The sequence below is a fragment of the Rahnella victoriana genome, from assembly GCF_021276285.1.
GTDB lineage: Bacteria > Pseudomonadota > Gammaproteobacteria > Enterobacterales > Enterobacteriaceae > Rahnella > Rahnella victoriana.
Genome location: NZ_CP089919.1, coordinates 2648339 through 2665359, shown reverse-complemented (window position 1 = coordinate 2665359; position 17021 = coordinate 2648339). Strand labels below are relative to the sequence as shown.

The following is a 17021-nucleotide window of genomic DNA, read 5'->3' as shown; positions in this document are numbered from 1 at the left end:
ACACGCATTGCCTGGGTCCTTGACAAATAAGTTCAAAAAGTAGACTATCCCTCCCGCTAGTCTGCGCTTGCGTTACATCAGTAACGAAGCCCGCTGGAAAGGCCGCTAACCTGACCAGCACAAAAAAACCACCTTCTGGTGGTTTTTTTGTTTCTGCAGTATGCAAACCTTACTCACCCATCCTCGGGTACGCATCGGCAATCTTGTCGCCGGTGAAATGCGCCACCCACCCTTCCGGATTATCGAAAACGCGGATCGCGGTAAATGACGGAGAGCCGCCCATATCAAACCAGTGGCGGGTGTTGGCCGGTACGGAAATCAGATCGTTTTTCTCGCACAGGATCTGGAAAATCTTGCCGTTCAGGTGCAGACAAAACAGCCCTGCGCCTTCGACGAAGAAACGCACTTCGTCTTCACCGTGCGTATGTTCGGAGAGGAATTTAGTGCGCAGCACCTCGCGCTGTTCGTTGTCCGGACGCATGCTGATCACGTCCCAGCTCTGGTAGCCCTTCTCTTCGACCAGTTTGTCGATTTCATGCTGATAGGCGGCAATGACGTCCTGCGGCTGCGGGTTCGCGCCTAAATCGCGGTCGGCCTGCCAGCGTTCGAAACGCACATCAATTTTGCTCAGTTCGGCGGCGATCGCGTCGCCGTCGCGGCTTTCCCACACCGGTGCGGAAGGATCCTGGTCACTAAAAATCGTTAATGCACTCATGGTCAACCCTCTTATAAGAATGTTTCTAAGGCTATCTGATCAAAACGATTAACTTGCAGGTGATCGCTGAGCTCGTCAGCGTCATCGCGGATCAGCTGACAGGTATGCCAGCCCGCTAAGCGCGCGGCGTCCAGCTCCTGACGGATGTCCGATAAAAACAGTAAATCCTGCGGCGGCAATATCAGTTGTTCAGCGATGTTCTGATACGACTCCGTTTCACGCTTGGCCCCGACGCGGGTATCAAAATAGCCACTGAACAACGGCGTTACATCGCCCGCATCGCTGTAGCCGAACAGCAGTTTTTGCGCATCCACCGACCCGGAGGAATAGACGCACAGTTGCAGACCTTCCGCTTTCCACGCTTCCAGTTGCGGCGCGACGTCGGGATACAGATGCCCGCGAAAATCGCCGTTCTCATAGCCGGTACGCCAGATGATGCCCTGCAACACTTTCAGCGACGTCGATTTCACGTCGTTGTCCATGTAGGTAAAAAGCTGTTCGATGAGCGCTTCGACGCTGGCCTGTGGCCGGTCGATTTCAGCGCGTAAAGCGTCCAGCGCCGCTGCGACGTCCGGCTGCTCATGCTCATGACGCAGGAACTCCGCCAGACGCTGACGGGCATAGGGGAATAACACCTGATGTACAAAACGGATATCCGTGGTGGTGCCTTCAATATCAGTGATAATGGCGCGGATCATTTAGCCTCCAGCAGGCGACGTTGCAGTTCACACTGGAACAGGAATTCCAGCCCTTCCAGATGGCGGCGCGCTTCCGCCACATCCCGTCCCCAGCAGGTCAGCCCGTGGCCGCGCAGCAGAAAACCATACTGCAACGGCGTGTGCTCCGCTGACGCCATAATCTTCTGCGCCAGCGCGGAAATATCCTGGCTGTTGTCGAAAATCGGGATCACCACCTGATCAAGGTGCGAGGTCTGGCCGCTGAGCGATTTCTGCATCTCATAGCCTTCCAGCACCAGCGCACCGCTGCGTTCTACCCGCGATAACACCGTCGAGTTGACAGAATGGGTATGCAGCACCGCGCCTGTTTCAGGATAGCGGGAATACAGCATGGTGTGCAGGCCGGTTTCCGCTGAAGGACGTCGGCCGTCGGGCGCAAGGCCGCTTTCCAGTTCAACCCGCAGGAAATCGCCTGCGGTCAGTGATCCTTTGTCTTTCCCTGATTCGGTGATCAGGCAATGGGCATCGCCTTCACGCACGGACATGTTGCCGCCCGTTGCCGGGCTCCAGCCCTTCTGACCAATCCAGTGACAGGCCGCCAGCAGCGCGCCCAGTTGCAAATTCTCTGTCATTTTTATCCTGAAAAAACGGTGCGTTGAGGGACTGAGTTTGGGGTGAAAATAGCGATATATAAAAAGTTAAGTGCCTTAGACCGAATTGGCATTTAGCCATCTAAGCGTCTCGATTGCCAAATATTAACATCGTGTTATATTGTGAGCAACATCGCTATTTGCACACCTGACGCCTGTCAGGTCAACGGTCCAGGAGTATTGACCCGCCATGAGCACAGCAGCATTGATCCCCGAAAGTAAGCTCCCTGCATTAGGCACCACGATTTTCACCCAGATGAGTGCGCTGGCGCAGAAACACAATGCGATTAACCTGTCGCAGGGTTTTCCTGATTTCGACGGCCCGCATTATCTGCGTGACCGTCTGGCGTATCACGTCAGTCAGGGCGCGAACCAGTACGCGCCGATGACCGGCACCGCGCAGCTTCGTGAAGCCATTGCCGCGAAAACCGAACAGATTTACGGCTATGCACCGGACGCCAACACCGACATCACCATCACGGCGGGCGCGACCGAGTCGCTGTATATCGCCATCACCGCGCTGGTGTCGAAAGGTGATGAAGTGATTGCTTTCGATCCGAGCTATGACTGCTACGCCCCGGCGGTAGAACTGGCGGGCGGCGTGATGAAGCGTATTCAGTTACAGCCACCGGAGTTCAGGGTGAACTGGGCGGAATTCGCCGATCAGATCACCGACCGCACGAAGCTGGTGATCATCAACACCCCGCACAATCCGTCGGCCACAGTCTGGAGCCACAGCGACGTTGAACAGCTCTGGCAGACCATTGCGGATAAGCACATTTTCGTGCTGAGCGATGAAGTGTATGAGCACATCTGTTTTGCCCCCGAAGGCCACGCCAGCGTGCTGCGTCATCCCGAACTGCGTCAGCGCGCCATTGCGGTGTCATCGTTCGGCAAAACCTATCACATGACCGGCTGGCGCGTGGGGTACTGCGTGGCACCGGCGGTGATCAGCGCCGAACTGCGCAAGGTTCATCAGTATCTGACCTTCTCCATCACCACGCCGGTTCAGCTGGCACTGGCGGATATGCTGCGCGAAGCGCCGGAACACTGGCAGGAATTACCGGCCTTTTATCAGGCCAAACGCGACCGTCTGGCGCAGGGGCTGGCTAACAGTCGCCTGAAGGTGTTACCCAGCCAGGGCACCTATTTCCTGCTGGTCGATTACAGTGACGTATCCGATCTGGACGATGTTGCATTCTGCCACTGGCTGACTGAACATGTTGGCGTGGCGGCCATTCCGATGTCGGTCTTCTGCGCCGCGCCTTTCCCCCATAAACTGATCCGGCTGTGCTTCGCCAAACAGGAAGCCACGCTGGACGCTGCTGCGGAGCGCCTGTGTCAACTTTAAAACTGTCTGTACTGCAACAGCCGCTGGTGTGGCTGGACGGTGAGGCTAACCTCGCCCATTTCGACGGTCTGCTCGGTGCGCTGACCGGCCGCGACCTGATCGTGTTGCCGGAAATGTTTACCACCGGTTTCGCCATGCAGGCACCGGGCAGCGCGCTGCCGGAGTCGCGTGTGGTGCAATGGCTGCAACAGTGGGCAAAACAGCTCGGCGCGATGGTTGGCGGCAGTGTGGCGTTAAGCACCACGGAAGGCGCGGTGAACCGTTTTCTGCTGGTGGAACCGCAGGGCAAAGTGCATTTTTACGACAAACGTCACCTGTTCCGCATGGCCGGTGAACACAATTATTATGTGCCGGGCAAACGCCGTGAAATCGTCGAATGGCGCGGCTGGCGTATTTTGCCGCAAGTCTGTTACGACCTGCGTTTCCCGGTGTATTCCCGCAACCGTCAGGATTACGATCTTGCGCTTTACGTCGCCAACTGGCCTGCCCCGCGCAGCCGCCACTGGCAGACGTTGCTCGCCGCCCGTGCGATTGAAAACCAGGCGTACGTCGCCGGGTGCAACCGCGTCGGCCATGATGATAACGGCCATTACTACAGCGGCGACAGCCTGATCATTAATCCGCAGGGTGAAGAACTGGCGCGGGCTGAGCCGGGTTCGGCAATGATTATCGATGCCGAACTGTCACTGGAAGCACTACAGGATTACCGCGAAACCTTCCCCGCGTGGCGCGATGCCGATACCTTTTTGCTTCATGATTAAAAAAATGCCCCGGACTTCTCAGCCGGGGCATTTTTAATTCATACCGTTCTGCCACTTCCCGCCGCTGTTAATTTCCGCCTATAAAATCCGCCTTACCAATATTCACACCCAGATGGCGCAGAATGTTGTAGGCCGTGGTGATGTGAAAATAAAAGTTCGGTACGGCAAATACGGTGACGTAACTTTGCGCGGTGAATTTCAGTTCATGGTTTCTGCCTTTCACCACGATCTCACGGGATTCATCGCCTTCCAGCTTCGCGACATCCACGCTTTCGATAAAGCGCAGGGTTTTGGCGATACGTTCCTGCAACTGGGCAAAGGTCACTTCATTGTCTTCCATCGCCGGTGCGGCCACGCCGGACAGACGGGCGATGGCGCCTTTCGACATATCACTGGTGATTTGCACCTGACGCGCCAGCGGATACATATCCCCGGCCAGACGGGTATTCAGAACGTCCTCTTCTGATTTACCGTTTTCCTTTGCCCATGCCGCGCCCTTTTCCAGCAAGGCTGAAAGATTCTGTAAACCACGAACAAACTGTGCCGCCGTACTGCCATAAAGCGATGCTGACATGATGCTTCCTTAGTGAATGAAGTGTTAGAACTACCGGCGCTACCTTAGCGCGTTATGGTCTGAACAGCGTGTCGTTTTATAGCAGTGAAGTGTGACCAAATGCGTGTTTGCGACATACCTCCCTCTTTTTGTCAGAGCATGTAAAGACATCCCTGTGTGGATCAATTCTTGCATTCAATACCCCCGCAAAAACATCTGACAGAGGACACCTGATGACCATCACCTTTATTGCACACTCCACGCCCGAACCCGCGTTGTACGGCGCGATGGCAGCGATACTTGCTGAATTGCGCGCTTTGCCGCTGTGTCACTTTCCCGTCAGTCATGATGCGCAACATTATCCGAACGCACGTCAGCATGTCACCGCGCAGGGTCATGCACTGACCAGTGGACTGGTATGGCTAGAACGCCTGACCGGGCGCGGCGCGGGTGAAGCGTCCGGCGTTGAATCCCTGATTTATCGGGCACTTAAAGAAGATATCGTCGTGCCATTGCGTGAACCGCTCTCCGCAGGGCTGGCGGCACAACTCGCTGAACAGGGCATCGAAATCGAATCATTAACCGTGGTGCGCCATCAGGATAAATTCCAGCTGGAAGATTGCGCCACAGGCAAAATTCGCAGTAACGGCTGGGGACGCGATGCCTTTGGCCGCTGGGCGTTAGGTTCGGTTTCACAACCGGTGATGCGGGCAGGAAAAACCCTGCGTGTGGCGCTGGTGGGTGATTTTGCCGAGCAGCGTGACAGCTATCCGGCGATGCTCGCTGCACTGGGAGATGCTGCCGATGCACTGGCAATGAACATTGATGTTATTTATATCACGCCGTCACTGGCGGGCAGTCAGCTTGACGCCACGCTGTCTGACGTCGACGGCATTATGTTGCCGGGCGCGACGCTCACCCGCAGCGAGATGCAGACCGGGCAACTGGCGACCGCCGCCTGGGCACTGGAAAACCAGACGCCGGTATTTGGCATTAATCAGGGGATGCATCAGATGGTCACCGCGCTGGGGCAAAAGGTGCTCGGGCAGGATCGCGTCGTCATGCACGGGCCGTCAACGCTCGGCAGCCTGCAAACCGGTTTGCCGCTTGCGGAACATATACAGCCGCGTCTGGGAAATCATCCGGTCATGACCCGCAGTGGCAGCCTGCTGGCGAATAAAACGGGGGAGGAATTTACCCTGCGTTACAACCAGCGCCGTTATCTCAATCCGCAATTACTGGCCGAACTGGAAAGCGCCGGATTGCGCGTGTCAGGGTATGACGAAAGTGGTGAACAGGCGCAGGCGGTTGAACTGAACAATCATCCGTTCTTTCTCGGCGTGCAGGGACAACCGGAACTGATGTCGCGCCGTGAACGCCCGAACCCGCTGCTGATGGCGTTCCTGCAACAGGTCCGTCAGAGCAACCGCGACCGGGATATCAGTCACGCCGCCCTGACCAAAAGCGTGCGGCTTAAACATCCGCACCTGCTGATGGGCTGACGGAAGCGAAAGCTAACTGCCGCGATACGTTGAATAAGAATACGGACTGATCAGCAGCGGCAGATGGTAATGATCCTGACTGCCGTCGATCACCACATCAATGATCGCCGAGTGATACAGCGTTTCGCGGCCGGTCGCCGTGAAATACGCGCCGATATCCGCACACAACCGGTAATGCCCGGAAGCCACCGGCTCCGGCGTTAATTTCGCGGCGCGGCCATCGGCGTCGGTTTGGGTTTCGCTGACGAGCGTGATGCTTCGCCCTTCAAGGTGTTCCAGCCAGACGCGCACATTGGCCGCAGGCTGCCCTAAAGACGTATCCAAAATATGGGTAGTGATGCGTGTCATAACGGGAATATCTCCTTTAAACGCAGCAGGGTAATTTCTTTCAGCTGTTGTGCCGTTTCCTGATCTTCCGCGTCCGGTTTATTTTTCAGCCGCCGTTGCAGGTTATCCAGAATCTCCTCTGAACAGCGGCCTTTCGCGCGGATCAGAAACACCCGGCCAAAACGCTGTTCATAACGCAGATTACCGTCATGCAGCGCATCAATCACTGCCTGCTGACTGATGTTCAGCGTTGCCTGTTCGCCACGGGAAAGCTGCGCTTCTTTGCTGGCACCGCTCGCTCGCTCGCCAATGCGCGGATGTGCTGACAGCGCCTGCGTAATCTCTTCCGGCTGCCAGCTTTCGCAGGCCGCTTCAGCGCGATGCAGCACGTCTTGCGCAGAAGCGTAAGGCCGTCCGTCACTGACGATTTTCGCCCACGAAGGAATATTCACCAGCGGGCGCAACAGGGCAACGGCTTCAAATTCGGACAGCGCATTGAATTCTTCAAAGGTCATAAATGCCCCTCAGCAAAACTCAGCACGGTATTGATATACGCCTGCACCGCGTAAGCCACGTCGCCGGTGGTGACAGATTCATCGGGATGATGGCTGACGCCGTCTTTACAGCGCACAAACAACATGCCGACCGGCCAGCATTCTGCGATGGCAATCGCGTCGTGCCCTGCTCCGCTTGGCAGCGACATCGCCTGTCCCTGTAATTGTAAAACGCTCTGGCTGAGGCGGTGTTGCAGACCGGCGTGACATTCCGTCGCGCTGATAGCGTAAAACTGCTCAGCGGCGAAGGTCAGGCCGCGCCGTGCCGCGATATCGCGGCCTTTTGCCAGCAGCGTTTCCAGCAGCGCAGAGAGATCATCATCACGCGGTCCGCGTACATCCAGCGACAGTTTGACCTGCCCCGGAATAACATTCACCGCGCCCGGCAGACATTCCAGTGTGCCGACCGTTGCCACCAGATTGCGGCCGGTGGCGGTGGTGATACTTTCAATCGCCAGCGTCCATTCGGCGGCGGCGGTCAGCGCATCCTGACGCTGCCCCATCGGTACGGTTCCGGCATGTCCGGCGTGACCGGTGAATTCGCAATTGAGACGACGTGCGCCGTTAATCGCCGTGACCACACCGAGCGGCACATCTGCCGTTTGCAGGCACGGTCCCTGCTCGATGTGCAATTCGAGGTACGCGCAGAAATCGCTGACCGCGCGCTGTGACGCGCCGATCTTCAGCGGATCCAGCCCGACATTCTGCATCGCCTGTGCGACAGAAATCCCCTGCGCGTCCTGACGTTCCAGCCAGCCGGCTGGCCAGGTGCCGGTCAGCCCGCGACTGCCCAGCAGCGTGATGCCAAAACGCGTGCCTTCCTCATCGCAGAAGCCGACGATTTCCACCGCCATCGGCAAACGGATGGCGTTCTGATGCAGATGCGCCACCACTTCCAGCGCGGTCAGCACGCCCAGCGGGCCATCGTATCGCCCCGCATTACGCACGCTGTCGAGATGCGAACCGAGCAGGATGGCGGGAGCCGAAGGATCCAGCCCTTCGTAGCGCCCGCAGATATTGCCGACGCTGTCCTGCCAGACGCGCATACCGGCCGCTTCCATCCAGTCGCCCACCACCTGATTGGCCTGCAAATGTTCGGCTGAGAGATACACGCGGGTCAGTTGCCCCGGTGTTTCGCTGATGGCGGCCAGCGCATCGCAGCGCGCCATCACCCGTTCAGCGGCAAGCTTTGCGCTTTCGGAAACCGCAGCCAGCGTAAAGGCTTCTGCCATTACTGACCTCCTGCGTAGTGATCCCAGGCGGCCTGCGCGCCAGCGCCGTATTTCGACGCGAAGCCCAGACGTTTGAGCACCGCTTCCAGCGCCACCAGCGTTTGCAACACGCAGTCTTTACGCGCGTTGTAACCCATGGTGCCGATACGCCAGATTTTCCCGGCCAGCGGGCCAAATGATGTGCCGATTTCAATGCTGAAATCGTTAAGCATCATCTGGCGCACCTGTTCGCCATGAACGCCCTGCGGAATGACCACGCCGAGCACGTTGTTCATGCGGTTATTCAGGTCGCCGAACACTTCCAGCCCCATGCCCTGAATCCCTGCCAGCAGCGCGCCGCCGTGCAGTTTGTGACGGGCGATGCCGGTATCCAGCCCTTCTTCCAGAATGATGCGCGCGCACTCACGCGCCGCAAACAGCATGCTGGTGGCTTCGGTGTGATGATTCAGACGCTCCGGCCCCCAGTAATCCATGATCATGCCCAGATCGAAATAGTTGGAATAGATCATCTCGTCGTCACCGTCGGCGTGATCAGCGGTACGGATGCCTTCTTCCACGCATTTACGGCGGCGGATTTGCTCTTCAAAACGCGGGCTGATGGTCACCGGTGAGCTGCCGGACGGGCCGCCGAGGCATTTCTGCAAACCGGCAGACACCGCGTCTAAGCCCCAGGCATCGGTTTCCAGCGGGTTACCGCCAAAGGACGCAGTGGCATCGGAGTAAAACAGCACGCCGTGACGGCGGCAGATTTCACCCAGTTGCTCCAGCGGTTGCAACATGGTGGTGGACGTATCGCCCTGCACGGTCAGCAGCCAGCGCGGTTTTACCGATTTAATCGCATCTTCAATCTGCTGCGGATCAAACACTTCGCCCCACGGCGCTTCGATGGTGTGCACTTCGGCGCGGCAGCGGCGGGCAATTTCACACAGCAGATGGCCGAAACGGCCAAACACCGGCACCAGCACTTTGTCGCCCGGACGGATGCCGGAAAGCAGCACGGCTTCGATACCGGCGCGCGAGGTGCCGTCGATCAGTAACGTCCACTGGTTTTCGGTTTTATACAGCGCACGGTACAGCGCCATCACTTCGTTCATGTAGCCGGTCATTACCGGGTCGTATTGCCCGACCAGCTGACTCGCCATTGCCCGCAGCACGCGCGGGTCAGCATTGATTGGCCCCGGCCCCATCAGCAGACGGGTTGGCGGGTTGATTTGTCCGGGAGAGATGAAATCTGACATAGTTAATCCTTTACAATGTTAGCTTGCAGCAGCCTCACTAAGGCCGCGGACGGATGCGATAAACTGTTTCAGCTCGGGGGTTTGCGGATTGGCAAACAACGCCCGGCTTTCGCCCTGTTCCCACACGGTGCCCTGATGCATAAACACCACGCGGTCGCCCACTTCGCGGGCAAAATTCATTTCGTGCGTCACCAGCACCAGCGTCATGCCTTCTTTCGCCAGTTGCTCGAGCACTTTCAATACTTCGCCGACTAATTCCGGATCCAGTGCCGAGGTGATTTCATCACACAGCAGCACTTTCGGGTTCATCGCCAGCGCACGGGCAATCGCCACACGTTGCTGCTGGCCGCCGGAAAGATTCGACGGGTAATAATCCATGCGATCCGCCAGCCCGACTTTCGCCAGCATCTGCGCGGCCAGTTCACGGCATTCGGCGGCGGACTTTTTCAGCACGCGCCGTGGTGCCAGCATGACGTTTTCCAGCGCGGTCATGTGCGGAAAAAGATTGAAGCTCTGAAACACCATACCGACGGAACGGCTGATGTCACGCGCCTGAGAATCGCGGTCAGTGATGGTCATGCCGCCCAGTTTGATGCTGCCTTCCTGATAGCCTTCCAGCCCGTTCATGCAGCGCAACAGCGTGCTTTTACCTGAACCGCTGCGGCCGATGATCGAAATCACTTCGCCGCTGTCGATATCCAGATCCACGCCTTTCAGCACGTGGTTCTGACCGTAATATTTCTGAACCTGATTGATGGTGATCAGTGGCATTACTGTTTATCTCCACGCAATGATTTTTCTAAATGCTGACTGTAACGGGACAGCGGATAGCACATCAGGAAGTAGCCCAGCGCCACTAATCCAAACACTTTGAACGGCTCATACGTCACGTTGTTCAGCATGGTTCCGGCTTTGGTCAGTTCGACAAAACCGATAATCGACGCCAGCGCGGTGCCTTTCACCACCTGCACGGAAAACCCGACGGTCGGCGCAATGGCAATCCGCAGCGCCTGCGGGGTGATCACCCGCCATAAGGTCTGACCGAAATTCAGGCCGAGACAGCGTGACGCTTCCCACTGACCTTTCGGCAGCGCGGCAATACTGCCGCTCCAGATATCCACCAGATACGCGCTGGTATACAGCGTCAGCGCCAGCGCGGCGGCGGTCCACGGGCTGACGTTGATGCCAAACAGGCCAAGCCCGAAGAAGGCCAGGAACAGCTGCATCAGCAGCGGCGTGCCCTGAAACAGTTCGGAATACAGACGCACAAACCGTGTCGGCCAGCGGCGTTTGGTCAGCCGCAATAACAGCAGCGGCAAGGTCACCAGCGTGCCGCCGATAAACGCGGTCAGCGACAGCAGCAAGGTCCAGCGCGCCGCCAGCAGGAGATTGCGCACAATGTCCCAGTCGGTGAAGGTCATCATCAGTTTTCACTCCCAAAGACACGGCGTCCGGCCAGCAGCAACAGCTGACGCATCGCCACCGACAGCAACAGATAGAACAAGGTGGTGACCAGATACACTTCAAAACTGAGGAAAGTGCGCGACTGAATTAAGTTTGCAGCAAACGTCAGTTCCTCAAAAGACACCTGCGACACCACGGAAGATCCGAGCATCACGATAATGCACTGGCTGACCAGCGACGGATAAATGCGTTTCAGCGACGGCGGTAATACGACGCGCAGAAACGTCTGGCTGCGGGTTAATCCCAGCACGCGCCCGGCTTCCCACTGGCCTTTCGGCGTCACCTGAATACCGGCGCGGATAATTTCCGTGCTGTACGCGCCGAGGTTAATCAGCATCGCCAGCAGCGCCGCCTCACCGGCGGTCATTTTCAGACCGATGGCCGGCAGGCCAAACACAATGAAAAACAACTGCACCACAAACGGCGTATTACGGATGGCTTCGACATACACGCCCCAGACCGCACGCAGGGTTTTATGGTTGCCGCAGCGGATGGCTGCGCCGCAAATCCCTATTGCGACACCGCCAACCGTTGCCAGTACCGTCAGCTCAATGGTGGTCCATAAACCGGCCAGCAGTTCCGGCATATAAGGCCACAGCGCGCTAAAGTTAAGCTGATAGGTCATGAAAGATCTCCGTGAAAACGTTAATTACGCGCCGATGGAAGCCGGCAGCGGAGCCTTCATCCATTTTTCGGACAGCGTATTCAGCGTTTTATCTTTGATACCTTCGGCGATCAGGGCATTCACTTTATCTTTCAGCGCCGGTTCGTCTTTACGCAGGCCGACGTAGCACGGCGAGTCTTTCAGCATCACTTTCGACACCGGCGCTTTAGCCGGATTCATGCGGGCAATGGCCGCCACCACCAGGTTACCGGTGGCGATGTATTCCACCTGACCGGACAGGTACGCTGACAACGTGGTGTTGTTGTCTTCATAACGCTGAATTTTGGCATCTTTCGGCGCCACATCGGTCAGCGCCAGATCTTCTACCGCGCCACGGGTCACGCCGATGGTTTTGCCGGACAGTGTTTTCAGATCGGCCAGTTTGTCACCCTGCGCGCCAAACACGCCGAGGAAGAACGGCGCATAGGCGTTACTGAAATCGATCACTTTTTCGCGCTCGGCGTTTTTGCCGAGGCTGGAAATCACCAGATCGACTTTATCCGTTTGCAGGTAAGGCACGCGGTTGGCGCTGGTCACCGGCACCAGTTGCAACTTAAGTTTCATCTTGTCGGCCAGATACTGCGCCATGTCGATGTCATAACCTTCCGGCTGCAAATCCTTGCTCACCGAACCAAACGGCGGGAAGTCCTGCGGCACCGCCACGCGCAGCACGCCGCGCTTCTGAATATCCTGCAACTGATCGGCCATCGCGCCGGATGCCTGAAGCACCAGCATTGCCGCGCCTGCCCATGCCAACAGCCGTTTGTTCATGTTCATAGATTATCTCCGGTGAAAGGTTTTTGGAACGATAGATTCTTATATTTAAAACTTTGCAACGAATGTGCCAAAAGCCACGCAGCAGGAAAAATGTGCGCAAAGTCACGGTGAGACAAGGAATTATAAAAAGTGGCGGAACCGGCAGGCGGGTTTTTTTGCCCTGAACCAGGGCAAAAGCAGGAAGGAAAGGCATTTCATAACGCACTATCATTGTGCAGGAGCACCAGAAAAGCGCCCCGTTTGCCCCTCAGACGGGGATCAGCGTTGCTCCAGTTCGTCGAGATCGGCGTAAAGATCGCTGATCTGATGAATACGCTGACGGCCCTGAGCGAGCATATCGTGCAGCAATGCATTACTGAGTAAATTCGCCAGACTCATGGCAGAAGAATAACTGTCGAACGCCGAGACACTGTCGAGCGGCGCGGCCAGATGCCAGGTCGCCAGCGGGATAAGCGTCTGTGCCTGTGGCTCGCACACCAGTAGGACCGGCACACACAGCGTGTGTAACTGCGTCAGAATGGCCTTCGCCATGCGCGGCCTGCGGCGGAAGGCGACAAAAATCACCACATCCTGCGCAGTGAGATCCACCAGTTCTTCCGCCAGCGTTTGCCCCGGTTGCGGCATCATCATCACGCCTGCGCGCACCTGAATCAGCTGCTGACGAAGGTGCAGCGCCACCGGATAACTGTTACGAAAACCCAGCAACCGCACCTGTCGCGCCTGACTCAGCGCGGTGATCAGCGCGCCAAACTGTACGCCATCAATCTGGTTAATCCACTGCGTCAGGTTCGCCATTTCCTGCTTGTAGTGCCGGGATAACAAGGTGTTGCCCTGTACCGCATCGCGGCTGTCGGTCAGCGGCATTCCGCTCTGGCGCAGGGTGCGCATCTCATCACGCATATCGCGATAGCTCGGATAACCGAGGCGTTTAAACAGGCGGCTGACCGTGGCTTTCGATACGCCGCTGAGCCGCGCCAGTTCGGCGCTGTTGTAACTCATCAGGTCGTCGATGCTGGCAAAAATAAAGTCTGCCACCCGCTGTTCCTGCGGCGTCAGTTCTGCGTAATGGTCACGCAGACGTTCATCTATCTGTTTCATCTCCGTCCCTTTTGTAACCAATGTTTCAGCCATTCAGCGGAACATACCATGCACTATGCTTGCCAATGCAAGCAAAATTATGTGCGAAAGCCGGCGGCTTTTGCCGATGTGGAACACCTCTTGCTTAACTTTATCCCTACGCGCCCTCAACCCTGCAAGCACGGGCAGCATAAAAAAAGCGTCTCAAAAAAGGACATCGCATGATTAACAGTAACAGCGCACCGCTGGGCATGGCGGTCACACCTCATCATCTGGCGAGCCAGAGTGCGCTTGCGGTATTGCGCGAAGGCGGCAATGCCATCGAAGCCATGGTGGCGGCAGCCGCCACGATTGCCGTGGTGTATCCGCACATGAACGGGCTGGGCGGCGACGGCTTCTGGCTGATTGTGCCGCCGCAGGGCAATCCGGTGGCTATCGATGCCAGCGGCGCGGCGGGCGCCCTCGCCTCTCTCGATTTCTACGCTGGTGAAACGCACATTCCCCATCGTGGCCCGAAATCCGCGCTGACGGTTGCGGGCACTGTCGGCGGCTGGCAGGAAGCACTGAATGTGTCGGCTGAATTGGGTGGCGAACAGAAACCCCTCTCCCGCCTGCTGCGCGATGCCATCCGCTATGCGGCTGACGGTATTCCGGTCACCGCCTCGCAGGAAGCCGCCACCCGCGCCAAAAAACATGAGCTGAAGGATTTCCGCGCCTTTGCCGACATCTTTTTGCCTAACGGCGATGTGCCGCGTGCCGGTAACCGTTTCACCCAACCGCAGCTGGCACAAACCCTGTCGATGCTGTGTGAGGACGGACTGAACAGTTTCTATCGCGGCGAACTGGCCGACAACATGGCCGCCGACATGGAGAAACTCGGCATGCCGGTGACCCGTGCCGATCTCGCCGCTTATAAACCGCAGCGCCGTGTGCCGCTGCGCCTTAAACACAGCAAAGGCGAAATCTACAACCTGACCCCGCCGACGCAGGGACTGGTTTCGCTGGCCATTCTCGGGCTGACCGATCGCCTGCCGCTGGAAACCATGGATGAAAGCGCCACCATTCACAGCGTGGTGGAGGCCACCAAACTGGCGTTCGGCCTGCGCGACCGCTTTATCACCGACCCGCGCATGATGACGCAGGACGCGCAGGATCTGCTGGATCCGCAGTATCTCGACGCTCTCGCCACCCGCATCAAACCGCACAGCGCCGCAGACTGGGGCAAAGGTAAAGGGCCGGGCGATACCGTCTGGATGGGCGTGATGGACAGCAGCGGGCTGGCGGTGTCCTTTATCCAGAGCATTTATCACGAGTTCGGCAGTGGAGTCGTGCTGCCGGGCAGCGGCGTGTTGTGGCAAAACCGTGGCGCGTCTTTCAGCCTCGACGCCGGACATTTGCTGGCACTCGCGCCGGGCAAACAACCGTTCCACACCCTCAATCCCGCCGCCGCACGCTTATACGACGGGCGCACCATGGTGTACGGCTCGATGGGCGGTGACGGCCAGCCGCAAACCCAGGCCGCGGTGTTTATCCGCCATGTGGTGCAGGGTCAGTCTTTACAGCAGGCGATCAGCGGTCCGCGCTGGTTGCTGGGCCGTACCTGGGGCGAAAGTTCGGACTCACTGAAACTGGAGGGCCGTTTCGCCTATCCGACGCTGGCGGGACTGAGACAGCGCGGTCACGACGTCGAACTGTTGCCGGATTTCAGCGAAGCCGTCGGCCACGCCGGTGCCATTGTCCGCCATACCAATGGCATGTTTGAAGGTGCCTCCGACCCGCGCAGCAACGGCAGCGCCGCCGGATTTTGATCAGAGTTCGCTCATGAGAATTGATAAGGAAGCAGCATGAAAAATACCCCCGCAGCGACCGACTGGGCCGCGTATATCCGCCAGATGGAATCCGTTCTGGCGCTGGAACTCGACGACGTCCGTCGTCAGGAATTACTGGTACAGTTCAGCCGCATCGCGCAAATGGCGCAGCCGCTGATGGATTTACCGCTCGACCCGCGTCTGGAAATTGCCGGGGTGTACCGCGCATGACATCCTTTGATCGTTTTACTATCAGTCAGTTACATCAGGCCATTGTTCAGGGTGACATTTCAGCGACAGAGATTGCAACGTCGACGCTTGATGCGGTTGAACAGGCCAATCCGGTGATCAACGCCTGGACGCATATCACCCGCGAACGCATGCTGAGCGAAGCCGCAAAAGTCGATAAAACCCGTGCCAGCGGCGCGATTTTACCGCCGCTGGCAGGCATTCCGTATGCGGTAAAAAACCTGCTGGACGTGGCCGGTGAAGTAACGCTGGCAGGCGCGAGCCTCAACAGCAGCAACGCCGCCGCACGCCATGATGCCTGGACGGTTTCCCGCCTCGCGGCACAGGGCGCGATGCTTTCCGGCATGCTGAATATGGATGCTTACGCCTACGGTTTCACCACGGAAAACAGCCATTATGGTGCCACCCGTAACCCGCGGGATCTGGCGCGCGTGGCCGGAGGTTCTTCCGGTGGTTCAGCCGCCGCCGTCGCCGCCGGTCTGGTGCATTTCACTCTCGGCAGCGATACCAACGGATCGATCCGCGTCCCCTCTTCATTAAGCGGCATACTGGGGCTGAAACCCACCTTCGGACGCATTTCACGTCGCGGCAGTCAGCCGTTCGTCGCCAGCCTCGATCATATCGGCCCGATGGCGCGGTGCAGCGAGGATCTGGCGCAGGTGTATGACGCCATGCAGGGCACAGATCCGCAGGATCACTTCCAGGCAGATAAACCTGTTACCGAAACATTTTCTCAGCTCGGGCGCGGTCAGCAGGGTTTGCGCACCGCAGTACTTGGCGGTTATTTTTCCACCTGGTGCGACGACCATGCCAAAGCGGCGGTGCGCCAGATAGCGCAGGCGCTGGACGCACAGGAAGAAACCGAGATGCCACAGGCTGAACTGGCACGCTCCGCCGCGTTTATCATCAGCGCCTCTGAAGGCGGTAATCAGTATTTGCCAAAATTGCGCACTGTTCCGGACCAGTTTGAGCCGTTATCGCGCGAACGTTTACTTGCCGGGGCGATGATCCCGGCGGCGTGGTATGTACAGGCGCAGCGTTTTCGTCAGCATTTTCAGCAGCAAATCTTGCCCTTGTTCGATCATTGGGACATTCTGATCGCGCCAGCCACGCCGTGTCCGGCCACGTTAATCGGTCAGGACACTATACGTATCAACGGGCAGGATCTGCCGACGCGTGCCAATATGGGTATGCTGACTCAGCCGATCTCATTCCTCGGTCTGCCGGTGGTCACGGTGCCCGTCACCACGTCCGGCGGCCTGCCGATAGGATTACAACTGATTGCGCCACCGTGGCGCGAAGACCTGTGCCTGCGTGCCGCCCGTGCGCTTGAGCAACAAGGCATTGTGAACGTCAGCAGTTCTCCGGTGATGCCTGCGTAACGTCCCGCATCCCCGTTTTCCAGGGTGAAGTGAAAAGAGT

At 57.8% G+C, this 17021-nt stretch carries 19 protein-coding genes; 6 read left to right on the top strand and 13 right to left on the bottom strand.

Annotated elements, in window-relative coordinates:
- Nucleotides 1-169: 169 nt before the first annotated feature.
- Genes J9880_RS12400 through J9880_RS12390 form a run of 3 tightly spaced genes read right to left on the bottom strand, consistent with a single transcriptional unit; the run spans nucleotide 170 to nucleotide 2024 of the window.
- Nucleotides 170-715 (bottom strand): 1,2-dihydroxy-3-keto-5-methylthiopentene dioxygenase, encoded by a 546-nt coding sequence (locus tag J9880_RS12400; protein ID WP_112290562.1) that lies wholly within the window; start codon nucleotides 713-715, stop codon nucleotides 170-172.
- Nucleotides 716-726: 11 nt separating this feature from the next.
- A complete protein-coding gene (gene mtnC, locus J9880_RS12395) occupies nucleotides 727-1413 on the bottom strand; it encodes an acireductone synthase (RefSeq protein WP_232769397.1) in 687 nt (228 codons plus the stop codon).
- Entirely contained in the window at nucleotides 1410-2024 is a 615-nt protein-coding gene (locus J9880_RS12390; protein WP_095923143.1) for a methylthioribulose 1-phosphate dehydratase, read from the bottom strand. Before J9880_RS12390 ends, mtnC begins: the two co-directional genes overlap by 4 nt.
- A 208-nt stretch (nucleotides 2025-2232) precedes the next feature.
- Here J9880_RS12390 and J9880_RS12385 point away from each other — a divergent pair, with 208 nt between their 5' ends.
- Together J9880_RS12385 and J9880_RS12380 are read left to right on the top strand one after the other, a co-directional pair.
- Complete coding sequence (locus J9880_RS12385; RefSeq protein WP_133822800.1) at nucleotides 2233-3393, top strand: pyridoxal phosphate-dependent aminotransferase; 1161 nt, start codon at nucleotides 2233-2235, stop codon at nucleotides 3391-3393.
- Complete coding sequence (locus J9880_RS12380; RefSeq protein WP_095923145.1) at nucleotides 3381-4154, top strand: amidohydrolase; 774 nt, start codon at nucleotides 3381-3383, stop codon at nucleotides 4152-4154. The genes J9880_RS12385 and J9880_RS12380 overlap by 13 nt, the downstream gene beginning before the upstream one ends.
- Before the next feature lie 67 nt (nucleotides 4155-4221).
- Here J9880_RS12380 and J9880_RS12375 read toward each other — a convergent pair whose 3' ends face one another.
- Nucleotides 4222-4728 carry a DUF1993 domain-containing protein gene (locus J9880_RS12375; protein ID WP_232769396.1) on the bottom strand — a complete coding sequence of 169 codons (507 nt, stop codon included), beginning with the start codon at nucleotides 4726-4728 and terminating at the stop codon, nucleotides 4222-4224.
- A 212-nt stretch (nucleotides 4729-4940) separates the two neighbouring features.
- Between J9880_RS12375 and J9880_RS12370 the strand changes: the two genes are divergently transcribed.
- On the top strand, nucleotides 4941-6209 hold the full coding sequence (locus tag J9880_RS12370) for a glutamine amidotransferase-related protein (protein ID WP_119822739.1): 1269 nt from the start codon (nucleotides 4941-4943) through the stop codon (nucleotides 6207-6209).
- A gap of 12 nt (nucleotides 6210-6221) precedes the next feature.
- Here the strand turns inward: J9880_RS12370 and uraH are convergent, their stop codons facing one another.
- From uraH to J9880_RS12325, 9 genes are all read right to left on the bottom strand, one after another.
- Nucleotides 6222-6557, bottom strand: coding sequence for a hydroxyisourate hydrolase (gene uraH / locus J9880_RS12365; RefSeq protein ID WP_119822740.1), 336 nt, complete (start codon nucleotides 6555-6557; stop codon nucleotides 6222-6224).
- Nucleotides 6554-7051: a 2-oxo-4-hydroxy-4-carboxy-5-ureidoimidazoline decarboxylase gene (gene uraD, locus J9880_RS12360; protein WP_232769395.1), complete on the bottom strand. Its 498-nt coding sequence runs from the start codon at nucleotides 7049-7051 to the stop codon at nucleotides 6554-6556. The genes uraH and uraD overlap by 4 nt, the downstream gene beginning before the upstream one ends.
- Nucleotides 7048-8322 (bottom strand): allantoate amidohydrolase, encoded by a 1275-nt coding sequence (gene hpxK, locus J9880_RS12355; protein WP_232769394.1) that lies wholly within the window; start codon nucleotides 8320-8322, stop codon nucleotides 7048-7050. The genes uraD and hpxK overlap by 4 nt, the downstream gene beginning before the upstream one ends.
- Complete coding sequence (locus tag J9880_RS12350; protein WP_232769393.1) at nucleotides 8322-9560, bottom strand: pyridoxal-phosphate-dependent aminotransferase family protein; 1239 nt, start codon at nucleotides 9558-9560, stop codon at nucleotides 8322-8324. The genes hpxK and J9880_RS12350 overlap by 1 nt, the downstream gene beginning before the upstream one ends.
- Before the next feature lie 18 nt (nucleotides 9561-9578).
- Nucleotides 9579-10331, bottom strand: coding sequence for an amino acid ABC transporter ATP-binding protein (locus tag J9880_RS12345; protein WP_112290577.1), 753 nt, complete (start codon nucleotides 10329-10331; stop codon nucleotides 9579-9581).
- Entirely contained in the window at nucleotides 10331-10981 is a 651-nt protein-coding gene (locus tag J9880_RS12340; protein WP_232770470.1) for an amino acid ABC transporter permease, read from the bottom strand. Before J9880_RS12340 ends, J9880_RS12345 begins: the two co-directional genes overlap by 1 nt.
- Nucleotides 10982-10983: 2 nt before the next feature.
- Nucleotides 10984-11649 (bottom strand): amino acid ABC transporter permease, encoded by a 666-nt coding sequence (locus J9880_RS12335; protein WP_095923154.1) that lies wholly within the window; start codon nucleotides 11647-11649, stop codon nucleotides 10984-10986.
- Nucleotides 11650-11673: 24 nt separating this feature from the next.
- On the bottom strand, nucleotides 11674-12459 hold the full coding sequence (locus J9880_RS12330) for a transporter substrate-binding domain-containing protein (protein ID WP_232770469.1): 786 nt from the start codon (nucleotides 12457-12459) through the stop codon (nucleotides 11674-11676).
- A 264-nt stretch (nucleotides 12460-12723) separates the two neighbouring features.
- Nucleotides 12724-13563, bottom strand: coding sequence for a MurR/RpiR family transcriptional regulator (locus J9880_RS12325; RefSeq protein WP_133822797.1), 840 nt, complete (start codon nucleotides 13561-13563; stop codon nucleotides 12724-12726).
- A gap of 200 nt (nucleotides 13564-13763) precedes the next feature.
- Between J9880_RS12325 and J9880_RS12320 the strand changes: the two genes are divergently transcribed.
- The 3 genes from J9880_RS12320 to J9880_RS12310 are packed head-to-tail and all read left to right on the top strand — an operon-like array spanning nucleotide 13764 to nucleotide 16981.
- Nucleotides 13764-15350 (top strand): gamma-glutamyltransferase family protein, encoded by a 1587-nt coding sequence (locus J9880_RS12320; RefSeq protein ID WP_232769392.1) that lies wholly within the window; start codon nucleotides 13764-13766, stop codon nucleotides 15348-15350.
- Nucleotides 15351-15386: 36 nt separating this feature from the next.
- Complete coding sequence (hpxX, locus tag J9880_RS12315; RefSeq protein WP_131692840.1) at nucleotides 15387-15581, top strand: oxalurate catabolism protein HpxX; 195 nt, start codon at nucleotides 15387-15389, stop codon at nucleotides 15579-15581.
- Nucleotides 15578-16981, top strand: coding sequence for an AtzE family amidohydrolase (locus tag J9880_RS12310; protein WP_131692839.1), 1404 nt, complete (start codon nucleotides 15578-15580; stop codon nucleotides 16979-16981). Before hpxX ends, J9880_RS12310 begins: the two co-directional genes overlap by 4 nt.
- The last annotated feature ends 40 nt before the right edge of the window (nucleotides 16982-17021 follow it).

Bases quoted from the DNA above. Each gene is read 5' to 3' on its own strand.
- J9880_RS12400 (WP_112290562.1), bottom strand. From the start codon at position 715: ATGAGTGCATTAACGATTTTTAGTGACCAGGATCCTTCCGCACCGGTG.
- mtnC (WP_232769397.1), bottom strand. From the start codon at position 1,413: ATGATCCGCGCCATTATCACTGATATTGAAGGCACCACCACGGATATC.
- J9880_RS12390 (WP_095923143.1), bottom strand. From the start codon at position 2,024: ATGACAGAGAATTTGCAACTGGGCGCGCTGCTGGCGGCCTGTCACTGG.
- J9880_RS12385 (WP_133822800.1), top strand. From the start codon at position 2,233: ATGAGCACAGCAGCATTGATCCCCGAAAGTAAGCTCCCTGCATTAGGC.
- J9880_RS12375 (WP_232769396.1), bottom strand. From the start codon at position 4,728: ATGTCAGCATCGCTTTATGGCAGTACGGCGGCACAGTTTGTTCGTGGT.
- J9880_RS12370 (WP_119822739.1), top strand. From the start codon at position 4,941: ATGACCATCACCTTTATTGCACACTCCACGCCCGAACCCGCGTTGTAC.
- uraH (WP_119822740.1), bottom strand. From the start codon at position 6,557: ATGACACGCATCACTACCCATATTTTGGATACGTCTTTAGGGCAGCCT.
- uraD (WP_232769395.1), bottom strand. From the start codon at position 7,051: ATGACCTTTGAAGAATTCAATGCGCTGTCCGAATTTGAAGCCGTTGCC.
- hpxK (WP_232769394.1), bottom strand. From the start codon at position 8,322: ATGGCAGAAGCCTTTACGCTGGCTGCGGTTTCCGAAAGCGCAAAGCTT.
- J9880_RS12350 (WP_232769393.1), bottom strand. From the start codon at position 9,560: ATGTCAGATTTCATCTCTCCCGGACAAATCAACCCGCCAACCCGTCTG.
- J9880_RS12345 (WP_112290577.1), bottom strand. From the start codon at position 10,331: ATGCCACTGATCACCATCAATCAGGTTCAGAAATATTACGGTCAGAAC.
- J9880_RS12340 (WP_232770470.1), bottom strand. From the start codon at position 10,981: ATGACCTTCACCGACTGGGACATTGTGCGCAATCTCCTGCTGGCGGCG.
- J9880_RS12335 (WP_095923154.1), bottom strand. From the start codon at position 11,649: ATGACCTATCAGCTTAACTTTAGCGCGCTGTGGCCTTATATGCCGGAA.
- J9880_RS12330 (WP_232770469.1), bottom strand. From the start codon at position 12,459: ATGAACAAACGGCTGTTGGCATGGGCAGGCGCGGCAATGCTGGTGCTT.
- J9880_RS12325 (WP_133822797.1), bottom strand. From the start codon at position 13,563: ATGAAACAGATAGATGAACGTCTGCGTGACCATTACGCAGAACTGACG.
- J9880_RS12320 (WP_232769392.1), top strand. From the start codon at position 13,764: ATGATTAACAGTAACAGCGCACCGCTGGGCATGGCGGTCACACCTCAT.
- hpxX (WP_131692840.1), top strand. From the start codon at position 15,387: ATGAAAAATACCCCCGCAGCGACCGACTGGGCCGCGTATATCCGCCAG.
- J9880_RS12310 (WP_131692839.1), top strand. From the start codon at position 15,578: ATGACATCCTTTGATCGTTTTACTATCAGTCAGTTACATCAGGCCATT.